We start from the raw sequence: 12293 nt of genomic DNA on the forward strand, positions 1-12293 counted from the left end.
GTTCTAGCTTAAAGTCATCATCACAGTGTACCAACCTTCTATAATGATCGTATAGAAAGGTTTGAGGTTAAAGCGCTCATCGTACTGCCGTCAATAGCGCGACTACTAAGCCAAACCAATTTATCCAGCGAGTTGTAGGTACCAGCATGTCACGAATATTGCTTTTACTATTGTGTTTACTTCCACTCAAAGGGCATTCTTTCCCAAATAGCGGGCATGCTTGGTCTCACCGCAGTATTATCTACTTCTCTCCGCTGCGAGATGAATATGTGGAACGTTTTTTACTGGAAGCCTTAATGAATGAGTGCGACCTAAAAAATCGTGACATTGTCACGTTAGTGATAACAGAAGATGGCGACAGTGAACCGCCATGGGTAAAAGAGCACTTTGATCTTGGCGTGTTATTTAATCTCTTTCAGATCAATTCACAACAGCATACCGCCGTGTTAATTGATAAAAATGGACAAGAGAAATTGCGCTGGGGGAAAAAGATAAATTGGCAGACGTTAAAGCAAGTAATTGATAATACTGACCTAGGAAAACAAGAGAAAAAGAGACGAAAAGATCCATGTTCAATCTAAATAATGACAGAGACTAAAACTTGGGATAGATAAAAAGTAGAGTAGATAAAAATCTTGAGATTGTACTTTGAGATAAAAATAGAATGGAGGCGCCTCCCGGAGTCGAACCGAGGTCCACGGATTTGCAATCCGCTGCATAGCCACTCTGCCAAGGCGCCTTTATTTGTTCCAACCCCTCAGGAAGAGAAATTGGAGCGACACATCGGGTTCGAACCGATGACCTCAACCTTGGCAAGGTTGCGCTCTACCAACTGAGCTAGTGTCGCATTAGTTACTAAGTAACTGATTTAGATGGTGCCCCGGGCCGGACTTGAACCGGCACAGCGCGAACGCCGAGGGATTTTAAATCCCTTGTGTCTACCAATTCCACCACCAGGGCACACAAATCTAAATTTGTGATGCCTTTACGAACAAGTAAAGCACCATCTCTCACCGCTTTCGCCGTGAGAACGAGGCGTACTTTACCCGATTATAATTTTACGTCAACAATAAATTTGACCAAAACAATCAACTGCTTAGTTTACGATCTTGATGTGCGTATTTCATACCAAATTCGCTACTTTTTCCGCTACCCCTCAAAATAGAATGACGCATTCTCTAAACCCAATTTCTGTTTTTGACCGTTCACCATCGATAGATTTCATGCCTTGAGTGCTATTAACGCACGAACGACAAAAACTCATTGTGCGCTTTGTAATCAACAAATGATGGACGCTGACAAAACTCTCGCGTAAATTATTAAAAATATTGGACTAATTCATAAAAAGGATCTTTGATGAAGTTACAAATCCCAACCAATTACCAACCTCTACTCGAACTGCGTGATACCGAAGTCGCGATTAAAAAGCTCAAAGATTACTTTGAGTATGCTCTGGCTTATGAACTGTATTTGACCCGTGTCTCTGCACCATTGTTTGTTAAGCCAGAAACTGGCTTAAACGATAACCTAAACGGTACTGAGCGCCCGGTAAGCTTTGACTTACTTGACGACAACGGTGCTCAGGTTGAAGTCGTTCATTCTTTGGCGAAATGGAAACGCATGGCGCTAGGTCGCTATGGTTTTCAAAAAGATGAAGGGCTTTACACTGACATGAATGCGATTCGTCGCGATGAAGAGCTAGACAACATTCACTCGATCTATGTTGACCAATGGGATTGGGAAAAGGTGCTCGATAAATCGATGCGTAATGAAGAGTACCTGCGCACAACCGTTGAAAAGATTTATAACGCTTTCCTAAAAACAGAAAACTATATCTATCAAGAATACCCAGTATTAGAAAGACGCCTTCCCGCCAAGGTGACCTTTATTACGTCGCAAGAGTTGCTTGACCGCTACCCAGATTTATCATCAAAAGAGCGTGAAAACGCGATCTGTAAAGAACATGGAGCGGTATTTATCCGTAACATCGGCCATGCCCTTTCTGATGGTGAAAAACACGATGGTCGTGCGCCTGATTACGATGATTGGAACTTAAATGGCGACTTACTGTTCTGGAACCCAGTGCTTGATAGCGCTCTGGAGCTTTCCTCAATGGGCATTCGCGTTTGTGAAGAGAGCCTAACCGAGCAGCTAGCCCTTTCCGGTTGCGAAGATCGCGCTTCACTGCCATTCCACAGTATGGTTTTAGACAAATCCCTGCCTTACACCATTGGCGGCGGTATCGGCCAGTCCCGTATTTGTATGTTCTTCTTACAAAAAGCGCATATTGGTGAAGTTCAGTCGTCTATCTGGCCTGATGCGATGATTGCAGAGTGCGAAGAGAATAAAATTCAACTACTGTAATAAACCAATGATAACGGCCCCTGAAACCAGAGGCCGTTATTATTAACTAGCAACAACTCGATTCCGCCCACTATTTTTAGCTCGATATAGGCTCTGATCAGCTTCAAAAAAGTAACTCTCATCGGCTAAGAATTGACCGGGTTCGGCTTTTCGGCTAACACCAATTGATATTGTCACCTTCACCAGTCCATGTGAAGTTTGTAGTGGAGAATTTGCGATTGTTTCTCGTATATTATCCAAACGTTGAATTGCATTCTTATCTGCTTTAATTAACAGTAAAAACTCTTCCCCCCCCCAACGTACAAACAATTCTTTAGTATGTAATTTTAACTTCACAGCTTCTGCTAGCCTTATTAATACTTCATCCCCAACCATATGGCCATAAGTATCATTTATCGATTTAAAGTAATCTACATCTAAAAGAGCTAGATAATATTCGTCATGTAGGGATATTTCCTTTCCTTTCGACAATTGAAGGTAATAATGATGGCGATTGAATAAACCTGTTAATTGATCCACACCGGAATGAGTCACTAATATTTTATTTTCGCACTTAATTAGATAGGTTCTAATGCTCATGAATACCATCAATAATATGGCAACCACCCCAAACCAACTAGCATAGGCTAAATATCGTTGCTTTTTTGTAAGAGCTAAACTTTTTTCATGGTTGTTTCTACTTAATTTATCCCTTTGCAGTAACAAATCTAATGTTTCTTGGGCATGAGTTAAGTCATGTAGTTTTGAAAGCAATTGATTTTTTTCAGTTTGATATACCTGCTTCGCAAGTGCATACGCAGATCTATAATCACCACTTAGCTCAAATATTCTTGTTTTATATTTAAGAGTCTTGAATGTTGAATAGATTTTATTATCAACCTGAAAGCTATGTATACTTAGGTCTATTGCTTCTAGAGCTTCAGAGTAATTTTTTTTAGCAACTTCCAGCTTAGAACGTTTTAGATAGCAGCGTCCTAAGTTATAGGTAAATTGTTCTCTCTGACTAAGTGATATACATTGTTCTATTAGGGAACTAGCCTGCATGTATTCTTTATTAAGCAGCGCAATATTTATCTGGCTTCTTATATCAAGAATTTGATAACGCATAGTTTGTTGACTTAGTTGAAAATACTTGCGGGCTTGTAAATCAGCCAATTTTGCTGCGGGAATATTGCCTATTTTACCTTGGATTACCGATTCATTATACCAATATAACTGTTGAACACTATGATCAGGTTCTGAAAGTTGGTTATGAATCTTTCGAGCACTTTGTATATGATGCAAGGCCTGCTTTCCTTGTTCCATCATTAAGTACATTTTTGCTAGATTATAGTGACTTTTACTCTGTGATAATCGTTCATTATGCAAACCTGACAAGTAAGTACTTCTCAATAGATACTTCTGCGCTTCAATAAGTTCATGTTCTGCTAACGCCATACTCCCAGCCCAATTCAACAGTCTTGGCATTAAAAAGGCATGTTTTTTAAGTTCTGCGTTAGTGAGTAATTCTTCTAACAGAAGATACCCTATGCGTTTATCACTAGAATGCCAAATATGCAAAGCTAACTCTGCTTCTAGTAAAAGATCCATCCATTCTATCTGAACAATTTTTTGTGGCACGATGCCCATTGCTTCTTTTATCCATAGTTCTTCGCTATAGAGTGAAAGGTTGTGCAAAATAATATTGAGATAAGCATAATCAAGCAGCGTGAAATCTACTTTACTCTTTAATATCTTTTGAATCCTATCCGCAACAATATCCGGCTCTAAATGTGACCGATCAAGTAACTCTCGCCATTTGTAACTAGGCATAACGCGGCTTTCATCTAACCACTCTTTCCACTGATGGCTAGGCAAATTAGATGTAATTTCTTGCTTTTGTTTTATAAAATCCAAAGTAAACGCTTGAGATGGACTATTAATTTGGTGATAAATAGCCCATGTAACAAACATAACCGGTAAAATAAAAACGAATCTACTAACACGCGGGAACACGTAGAAAAGCCTATCAAGAAAAAGGGGCGCAATAGTACAACGGAACATAGCAGCACACAATCGTTTGCTTTGTGTATGATGCAATATTATATGTCGTAACTTTCTTATAATGAGGGATATCGCGATGTAAAAGGAAAATAATGGAGGCGCCTCCCGGAGTCGAACCGAGGTCCACGGATTTGCAATCCGCTGCATAGCCACTCTGCCAAGGCGCCATTATTTTTGACCAATTCTCAGAGAGAGAAATTGGAGCGACACATCGGGTTCGAACCGATGACCTCAACCTTGGCAAGGTTGCGCTCTACCAACTGAGCTAGTGTCGCAATTTTTGTTACTATCGTAACGGGTTAGATGGTGCCCCGGGCCGGACTTGAACCGGCACAACGCGAACGTCGAGGGATTTTAAATCCCTTGTGTCTACCAATTCCACCACCAGGGCACACAAATCTAAACTTGTGAGGCCTTTACTGAAAAGTAAAACACCATCTGGATATCGATATGAGCTTATCGCTATCTTATTATTTGGAGCGACACATCGGGTTCGAACCGATGACCTCAACCTTGGCAAGGTTGCGCTCTACCAACTGAGCTAGTGTCGCATTTTGTATCAAAGCATTTTCTTTAAGAGAAAATGGAGGCGCCTCCCGGAGTCGAACCGAGGTCCACGGATTTGCAATCCGCTGCATAGCCACTCTGCCAAGGCGCCTTAATGAAACGCTTGAGTTACCCACCGCTGCGTTCGCTGCATACTTTACGGATTACGGGATCAGAGTCAAACAAAAATATTAATTCTTTGTTTGTTTGCCGAATATAAAAGCGATTGGGTGACTATTCGATCAAATTGAACAAATTTTATAACGCCAATATGACCTAATCCCGATGACTAATCAAAACCCAACGCAACACGTTCAAGCTTTTTAAGTCCTTTAACCACCAGCGCATACGAACGTTCGCACAAATCTTCGACCATGCCATCCTCTACATCACCTGGATAATACACGGTAATCCAATGGCGTTTGTTGGTGTGATAGCCTGGGGTAATATCATTAAACTGGGAAGTGAGCACTTCTCCATCTTCTGGCTTTACTTTTAGAGTGACGTACTCTCGCCCTTCTCGTCTTGCTAAAATAGCAAACATTTTGCCTTTCACTTTATACACCAAAGCATCCGGACCAAATGGGTAATCGGCTTCTGCACATTGGAATGAATCAAGAAATTTCGCCAACTCTGTATTTGTCATTGTACTTCCCTTTCAATCAGTTTTCGGTGAGACATCTTTCGTCACGATGTCGACAAATCCATCGAGACATAATGATTGTTACGTATCGAACGTCATCAACCACTGTTTGAGCTGTTGATTTAGCGGCTCTCGTTCATTGACTGCAATACCCGCCATCAACTCCTGCTGCAAAGTAACGTGTTGCTCTATTAGATGCTCGATTAACTCTAACCCTTTATCGGTGAGTTGCACACTCACACTACGTCGATCCAACGGATTGCTCGCACGTGAAACCAATTCTTTATCGGCAAGCCTATCAAGTCGATTCGTCATCGCCCCAGAGGTGAGCATTAAAGCACTTAACAACGCATTCGGAGTTAACGCATAAGGCTCTCCGCTGCGCAGTAGTGAGGCCAGCACATCAAACTCTCCCATTTTAAGATCATGTTGTTTGTGCAATTTCGCAATACGCGTTTCTAAATGCTTACTTAAGCGCAACATTCGGCCAATGATCGCCATTGGCTCGGTATCTAAGTGCGGTTTTTGTACCGCCCATTGTGTAATGGCTCTTTCTACCGGATCCTGTTTCATGACTCACTGCTATTAAATTGGTTTTTATCTTTACGTAAAGACACTTTACATCGTTCGACTATCACCGTACATTCTACGATTAATATCTTTATGTAAAGATAAGTAACCAGCAATGGGTTACTGTCAAAAACGGCACTATGAATATACTCCTTGCGATGATCCCCGCATTTTTCTGGGGTTCGACCTACGCGGTAACCCAGTATGCACTGCCTAACTGGCCACCGATTCTACTCGGAGCATTAAGAGCTCTGCCTGCTGGTTTGCTATTGTTATCCATTAAACCCATGTGGCCACATGGTAAACAGTGGCGTCAACTTGCCCTGCTTGGCACTATCAACATCGCTATCTTTTTCTGCTTGATCTTTGTGATGGCACTGACGCTACCATCGGCGATTTCGGGTGTAGGCATGATGTCAGTCCCTGTATTTGCCATGCTCTATCATTGGTTGTTTCGCGGGCGTGTTCCTGCGGCTATTCAAGCGATATGTGGCGCCCTATTGATCTTATTGGCATGGTTGCTCTTTGACCCAAGCGAAATTACGCTCAACCCGATTGGGCTGCTGGCAATGCTCGCAGCCATCATTTGTATCGTGATTGGTAGTGATATTACCAAATCACTTGGTACCAGTATGCATTGGTGGCAGGTGCTCACTTGGCAGCTTATTCTGGGTGGGAGTTTGCTTAGTTTAGTCGCCACCATACATGGTGTGTTTGAACCTTTGTCTTACCTCACTGCGATTGGCCAGTTTAATGCCCACAATTTGGGTGGTTTGCTCTGGGTGATCATTCTCAACACCGCATTAGGCTATGGTTTGTATGTATGGCTATTGCAGCGCATGACCGTAGTGGAATTTACCTTTGGCGGCATCGCCAATCCGATTGCAGGCATCGTGTTTGGCTTACTGCTGATGGGGGAGAAATTTAGCTCGTTTCAATACAGCTTAATGGTTGGCATGATCATAATGTCGTTACTACCACAGATCGTGATGCAACGTAAACGTCGTAAAGCGCTAATCTAATCGCCGCCTATCCCCGTCAACGCTATTTTTGTTCAAGCTTGCCGGTTAAAAAGAAGGCCACGAGAGTCATAGCCTTACCTTCATCTACATGCTTCGCGGGGTTACCACTTACGCATCAAACGTCCAACTAAATTGGGGTGATATGCCCAGCTATGGTCAAACATCTGTAGTAACTCGGGGTTGCCATATTTAGACAAGTTAATCGCATGGAAGCGATTAGAGCAGGCTTTTAAATCCAACACTTGTTGCTGCATTTCCGCCACCGGAACAGGCGCAATAAAATCAGAAATCACCACCATATCGGCATTGCGGTACTTATCTCCCTGCATTAACGAGACCGTTTTCTTAATCACCGGCTCTAGATCCGTACCACCATGAAAGCTATAACTTAAAAAGTCGCTCGCTTCACGCAAGCCATCTTGCTTGGTTAACTCGTAAGTGATCACTTGCGTTGAGAACAGCATGACATAGCATTCCCGTTCTTCGGCCAATGCGATTTGCATCAGCGCGTAAGCCATTGCTTTAGCGCATTGCTCAGGAAAGCCACTCATTGAACCTGAAGAATCGATACAGACCACAAACGGGCCTTTATCGATGTCCGCTTTACTGTGAGCAGGCGTATGGGCACGTATTTTACGTAAAGTGCGTGATTTACCCTGAGTTTTATAATTCATCAGTCGCTTATCCACTAAATGCTTATAGAAGATCACTTCCAATTCTGGATAAGCGAGAAATAGGGTTTCGTTTGGCAGTAGCTTATTAAGATCATCGCTTTCATGCACACCAACAATATCATCGGTCGCTTCATCGCTGAGCTCTTCCACCACTTGAAGTTCTTCTTTTGGTGTGCGTTGTAAACTAGGATCATTGACCTCACTGGCCATACGTCCAAGCTGCTCGGCAATTTCTTGTAAGCCTTGGTGTTTTTGTAAAAACTCGGCGTGACGCTTCATGACGGTGAGATCATTTTTACTCAGCTTAGCTGATGCCATATCCCATAGGCGTCCAACACTACTTTCATCACCTTCCTGCGTCACTTTATCCATGTTTTTCATGGTTTCCATGCGCTGGTAAAGATCTTTCAACACCTTCTCTTTGTTGACTTCTAACTCTGTTAACTGCGCTTGGCGAATCGCATCATACAAACTTTGATACCATTGATCGCAAAAATAATGAGGGAACATTGGGTTAGATAACCCTTTGTTTTTCTCCAACAGTCGACGGGCTTGTAAATAAAACGCACTATGCCATTCAAGCTGCTTCACCACTTCTGGTATCTGTTGGAAGAACCGGGCTTCATCCCAATGGATCACTTCTTGATACAGCGCCAGCTCTTGCTGAAACCGTTCCGTTTCGCATACTTTGGTAATACGCTTTTTAACGCTGCCACGCCACTTAACCAAATGATTCTTTACGGATGATTTAATACCGCGATTCTCCGCCATCGCCATCACTTGTGAGCGAGCCATCAAATCATTCACTGCCGAATCGATAATGCCTGAATCGGCAATCATCAATGCAAGGTTAAGTCCGTCTGCGCCTAACATGCCGTCACCTATGCAAAGAACTGATCAAGATTTTTAAATCGAAATACCGTGCGTTCACACTCGGCTTTGGTCGATTCAAGCTGTTGCTGCAAGCTTTGTAAGCCCGCTTCCATCGCAATCGGCAATTCTGGATGAATGAAGCCATGAGGAAGCGCACCATGAAAATTCGACTTAACTTTACGCAAATGATGTTCTGCATGTTCTAGTTGCGCGACCGCTTGCTCAGACTTGGCCAACCACTCTTGATAGGTCGCCGCATCAAGCCCCTTTTTCGTCACCAAACCGACCAGTACCGCGCGGTTAGCGATATCTTTGACGATCAAATTGTTCGCCGCGTCTAAATCAAAACGTAGCAAGCAAAGGTTCGTATTCTGGTTTACGTAACCGTAAACATTGCCACTGCCCTCTTTGACTACACGCTCTAGCTCATGCTTAGGTACATAGATCCAGCGGCTATCACCTTTTTCGGATTCCGACACTGACATATTGCTTTGTAGTAACACCAATTTAACCAGATCTTTGGCATTACCAACTTGATAGGCTTTAGCATCACTCACATCGTAGTGATGAATTTGCTTCTTAATCAAACCCGTGGTCGATTCCAGCGATACCAACATCGAGAACTCCGCTTCCAACTCTTCTTGCACATCAGCGAGTTCTTCACGACACACGTTCAGTTGCTGCTCTACCTCTTGCTGGTCAAAAGCATGATTAAGTGCAAAGTCGTTCATGACCTGTTGCACAATTTCAAGTGATTCTGGGCTGTTCCACAAACAGTCTTGTAATAGCAGTAGATCAAGCGGATTAATGGTTTCACGGCCATTAAAGTAAGCGCTGGCTTTAAGTAACTTGACCGCTTTTTTCCATCGGCGGTCAGAGACGTACATGTCTGATTGGGCGAATTCAACCCCCACATCCGCCGCCTTTTGCTCAAGCAGTGATTTTAACTGATAAAGCTTTTCAAACACATCATCGCCCAGCGTCAGTTGATCAAGCTCTTGCTGCCACTGATGATATTCCAAATCGGTAATCGCCAAACCCGGTGGAATTTGTGCCTCTTGCGCAGTCCCTACTGTGAGCATTGATTTGAAGTTTTGTTTGTTTTGGATTCGATTGACAAAGATGCGCACCAACATGCGGTCATAAAGCGCCTCTAATCCACTGTCTTGGTCGGGTAATTCGTTAGAAGCAGAGACCAACAAACGCATCGGTACACGCTCTACATCACTGCCGTTTTTGAAGGTTTTTTCATTCACTACCGTTAATAAGGTATTCAGGATTGCCGGCCCTGCTTTCCAAATTTCATCAAGAAATACGACTTGTGCAGTTGGCAGATACCCCTGTGTTAAACGATGGTAACGACCGTGATCTTTTAGCTCTTGAATACTAAGTGGGCCAAATACCTCTTCGGGCGTTGAAAAACGCGTCATCAAGTATTCAAAATAGGACGAGTTATCAAAAGCTTGAATTAAGCGTTTGGCAATCAAACTTTTGGCGATACCCGGAGGGCCTAACAAAAACACGCTTTCACCGGCAAGTGCCGCCAATAAACACATCTTAATCGTATCTTCACGCTCATAAACGCCATCCGACAGCGCTTTGGCTAGCTTATTGATACGTTCAGAAAGTAGTGCTTTATTGGAGTGATTCACTCGTGAAGTGTTTATCAACATTTTGCTCCTTGACCCTGCGGTATTAGCTTCCTTAAATGTAAACACTTGTTATCAAAATGTTACACATACATTTAAAGAATAGAGCAAATATTTATAACAGAACCACTTTTGCGGGAACGGAATGCAATCATTGTTTGCATAATTGAGATAGGCATCACTTTTTCATTCGAGTGATTCTCAACCTATTAGAATTTAGACGCTTTTATTCCACAGAATAAATCGCTAAGGTAGCATCAGTCTCTTAAGAATCGACCGATACCATGACGCAAGCAAGTTACCAAAATGTGATCCATACATGGAAGCGTATTTCACTGGTTGAAGAACAGGTTGAATTACCCAATGGTCAACAAATCGTTCATACCACTATCGCTCATCCTGGCGCAGCGGTAATCCTGCCGATTGCCGACAACGGCGACATCGTGATGATTAACCAATATCGACCGTCGCTTAAAAAGTGGTTACTTGAGCTACCGGCAGGCACACTCGAAAACGACGAGCCCATTGAACAATGTGCTTGTCGCGAATTAGAAGAAGAAACCGGCTATAGCGCTGCCACCATTCAGCCGTTGGGCCAAGTGACACCACTTGCCGGCTTTTGTGATGAAATCCAGTATCTTTTTGTCGCCAAACAACTCAGCAAAACCGCTCGTTATCAGTGCGATGACGATGAGGTGATTGAAGTTATCCATTTACCGCTTGCTCAAGTAGAACAAATGATCATTAATGGTGAAATCACCGATGCTAAAAGCATAGCCTGCCTATCCAAAGCTAAGCTGTGTGGTTATATCTAAATGCTTTTTAGCCGCAATCAATAAAGGAACATTCATGGATTTTCGTTCAGATACCGTAACTAAACCGACGCAAGCAATGCGTCAAGCGATGGCCAATGCTCTTGTCGGTGACGACGTTTATGGTGATGACCCAACCGTCAATGAATTAGAGCAATGGGCAGCTGAGCGCCACGGCTTTGAAGCGGCCCTGTTTACCACCTCTGGTACACAAGCGAATTTACTCGGTTTAATGGCGCACTGCGGCCGTGGTGATGAATACTTATGTGGCCAGCAAGCGCATAACTACCGCTATGAAGCCGGTGGGGCTGCCGTGCTCGGTTCTATTCAGCCACAGCCAATCGAAAACAATCCCGATGGTACGCTCGATTTTGCCAAGCTCGAGGCGGCAATCAAACCCGATGACAGCCATTTTGCGCGTACTCGTCTATTAAGCCTTGAAAACACCATCAATGGCAAAGTGCTCCCTTTAGCTTATCTTGCGCAAGCAAGGAAATTTGTCGATAAACACCAACTCGCCTTGCATCTGGACGGCGCGCGCGTTTATAACGCTGCGGTTGCGTTAGATGTAGATGTCAAAGAGATCGCGCAATACTTTGATTCCATGACAATCTGTCTTTCAAAAGGATTAGCCGCGCCAATTGGCTCACTACTATTCGGTAGCCATGAGTTTATTGCCAAAGCACGTCGTTTGAGAAAAATGGTAGGTGGTGGTATGCGCCAAGCAGGCATTTTAGCCGCGGCAGGGAAACTCGCATTAACCGAGCAAGTGCCACAATTAAAGCAAGATCACGCCAATGCGAAGCGCTTAGCTGAAGGGTTAAGCGAGATCGACGGCTTCTCCGTCAATCCTGAGTTCATTCACACTAATATCGTTTTCACCAAACTCGATGATAGCGTTGACGTAAAAGCATTGGCAGAAAAGCTCGCTCAAGATGGTATTACTATCTCACCAAGCAATCCGTTGCGCTTTGTCACCCATAAAGACATCTCTGCACAAGATATTGAAACACTATTATTGAAAGTCTCGGCTGCGATCTAATTTCATAACTAGAGCCCATCGCAACTCTAATGTAATATCGGCGCTGTCAATCTGA

Annotated in this window: 10 protein-coding genes and 8 tRNA genes; 5 read left to right on the forward strand and 13 right to left on the reverse strand. The window is 43.3% G+C overall.

Annotation, left to right across the window (positions count from 1 at the left end; translation table 11 throughout):
* Window positions 1-146 precede the first annotated feature (146 nt).
* Window positions 147-581 (forward strand): DUF4174 domain-containing protein, encoded by a 435-nt coding sequence (locus RH86_RS03645; protein WP_038219204.1) that lies wholly within the window; start codon window positions 147-149, stop codon window positions 579-581.
* 84 nt (window positions 582-665) lie between these two features.
* Here the strand turns inward: RH86_RS03645 and RH86_RS03650 are convergent.
* The 3 genes from RH86_RS03650 to RH86_RS03660 form a co-directional block, all read right to left on the reverse strand.
* Window positions 666-739, reverse strand: a tRNA-Cys gene (locus tag RH86_RS03650).
* Between the two features lie 32 nt (window positions 740-771).
* A tRNA-Gly gene (locus RH86_RS03655) sits at window positions 772-847 on the reverse strand.
* Between the two features lie 26 nt (window positions 848-873).
* A tRNA-Leu gene (locus RH86_RS03660) sits at window positions 874-960 on the reverse strand.
* A 396-nt stretch (window positions 961-1356) separates the two neighbouring features.
* Here RH86_RS03660 and asnA point away from each other — a divergent pair.
* On the forward strand, window positions 1357-2364 hold the full coding sequence (gene asnA / locus RH86_RS03665) for an aspartate--ammonia ligase (RefSeq protein WP_009385049.1): 1008 nt from the start codon (window positions 1357-1359) through the stop codon (window positions 2362-2364).
* A gap of 42 nt (window positions 2365-2406) precedes the next feature.
* On the opposite strand, the gene RH86_RS03670 is transcribed toward asnA, so the two are convergent.
* The 8 genes from RH86_RS03670 to RH86_RS03705 all read right to left on the reverse strand — a co-directional run bounded on the left by RH86_RS03670 (window position 2407) and on the right by RH86_RS03705 (window position 6169).
* A complete protein-coding gene (locus RH86_RS03670) occupies window positions 2407-4359 on the reverse strand; it encodes a GGDEF domain-containing protein (protein ID WP_190275895.1) in 1953 nt (650 codons plus the stop codon).
* Window positions 4360-4500: 141 nt separating this feature from the next.
* A tRNA-Cys gene (locus tag RH86_RS03675) sits at window positions 4501-4574 on the reverse strand.
* A 32-nt stretch (window positions 4575-4606) separates the two neighbouring features.
* Window positions 4607-4682: transfer RNA gene (locus RH86_RS03680), tRNA-Gly, on the reverse strand.
* Between the two features lie 29 nt (window positions 4683-4711).
* Window positions 4712-4798, reverse strand: a tRNA-Leu gene (locus RH86_RS03685).
* A gap of 84 nt (window positions 4799-4882) precedes the next feature.
* A tRNA-Gly gene (locus tag RH86_RS03690) sits at window positions 4883-4958 on the reverse strand.
* A 33-nt stretch (window positions 4959-4991) separates the two neighbouring features.
* A tRNA-Cys gene (locus RH86_RS03695) sits at window positions 4992-5065 on the reverse strand.
* Window positions 5066-5242: 177 nt separating this feature from the next.
* A complete protein-coding gene (locus RH86_RS03700; protein ID WP_005594516.1) occupies window positions 5243-5599 on the reverse strand; it encodes an MmcQ/YjbR family DNA-binding protein in 357 nt (118 codons plus the stop codon).
* Between the two features lie 78 nt (window positions 5600-5677).
* Entirely contained in the window at window positions 5678-6169 is a 492-nt protein-coding gene (locus RH86_RS03705) for a MarR family winged helix-turn-helix transcriptional regulator (RefSeq protein ID WP_009385051.1), read from the reverse strand.
* A 137-nt stretch (window positions 6170-6306) separates the two neighbouring features.
* Between RH86_RS03705 and RH86_RS03710 the strand changes: the two genes are divergently transcribed.
* A complete protein-coding gene (locus RH86_RS03710; protein WP_009385052.1) occupies window positions 6307-7188 on the forward strand; it encodes a DMT family transporter in 882 nt (293 codons plus the stop codon).
* Between the two features lie 101 nt (window positions 7189-7289).
* Here the strand turns inward: RH86_RS03710 and viaA are convergent, their stop codons facing one another.
* Both viaA and RH86_RS03720 read right to left on the reverse strand, forming a co-directional pair.
* Window positions 7290-8735, reverse strand: a complete 1446-nt coding sequence (viaA, locus tag RH86_RS03715; protein WP_009385053.1) for an ATPase RavA stimulator ViaA — start codon at window positions 8733-8735, stop codon at window positions 7290-7292.
* Between the two features lie 8 nt (window positions 8736-8743).
* Window positions 8744-10408 (reverse strand): ATPase RavA domain-containing protein, encoded by a 1665-nt coding sequence (locus RH86_RS03720; RefSeq protein WP_086026426.1) that lies wholly within the window; start codon window positions 10406-10408, stop codon window positions 8744-8746.
* Window positions 10409-10668: 260 nt separating this feature from the next.
* Between RH86_RS03720 and RH86_RS03725 the strand changes: the two genes are divergently transcribed.
* Together RH86_RS03725 and ltaE are read left to right on the forward strand one after the other, a co-directional pair.
* Window positions 10669-11199: an NUDIX hydrolase gene (locus RH86_RS03725; protein WP_009385055.1), complete on the forward strand. Its 531-nt coding sequence runs from the start codon at window positions 10669-10671 to the stop codon at window positions 11197-11199.
* A 34-nt stretch (window positions 11200-11233) separates the two neighbouring features.
* Window positions 11234-12238 carry a low-specificity L-threonine aldolase gene (gene ltaE, locus RH86_RS03730; protein ID WP_009385056.1) on the forward strand — a complete coding sequence of 335 codons (1005 nt, stop codon included), beginning with the start codon at window positions 11234-11236 and terminating at the stop codon, window positions 12236-12238.
* Window positions 12239-12293: the final 55 nt, after the last annotated feature.

Source organism: Vibrio sp. N418 (assembly GCF_000222565.1).
In the GTDB taxonomy this organism is placed as follows: Bacteria; Pseudomonadota; Gammaproteobacteria; order Enterobacterales; family Vibrionaceae; genus Vibrio; species Vibrio scophthalmi.

What these genes read in the sequence shown, in the direction of transcription:
- RH86_RS03725 (WP_009385055.1), top strand. Translation starts at nt 10,669, where the DNA reads ATGACGCAAGCAAGTTACCAAAATGTGATCCATACATGGAAGCGTATT.
- asnA (WP_009385049.1), top strand. Translation starts at nt 1,357, where the DNA reads ATGAAGTTACAAATCCCAACCAATTACCAACCTCTACTCGAACTGCGT.
- viaA (WP_009385053.1), bottom strand. Translation starts at nt 8,735, where the DNA reads ATGTTAGGCGCAGACGGACTTAACCTTGCATTGATGATTGCCGATTCA.
- RH86_RS03710 (WP_009385052.1), top strand. Translation starts at nt 6,307, where the DNA reads ATGAATATACTCCTTGCGATGATCCCCGCATTTTTCTGGGGTTCGACC.
- ltaE (WP_009385056.1), top strand. Translation starts at nt 11,234, where the DNA reads ATGGATTTTCGTTCAGATACCGTAACTAAACCGACGCAAGCAATGCGT.
- RH86_RS03700 (WP_005594516.1), bottom strand. Translation starts at nt 5,599, where the DNA reads ATGACAAATACAGAGTTGGCGAAATTTCTTGATTCATTCCAATGTGCA.
- RH86_RS03645 (WP_038219204.1), top strand. Translation starts at nt 147, where the DNA reads ATGTCACGAATATTGCTTTTACTATTGTGTTTACTTCCACTCAAAGGG.
- RH86_RS03705 (WP_009385051.1), bottom strand. Translation starts at nt 6,169, where the DNA reads ATGAAACAGGATCCGGTAGAAAGAGCCATTACACAATGGGCGGTACAA.
- RH86_RS03720 (WP_086026426.1), bottom strand. Translation starts at nt 10,408, where the DNA reads ATGTTGATAAACACTTCACGAGTGAATCACTCCAATAAAGCACTACTT.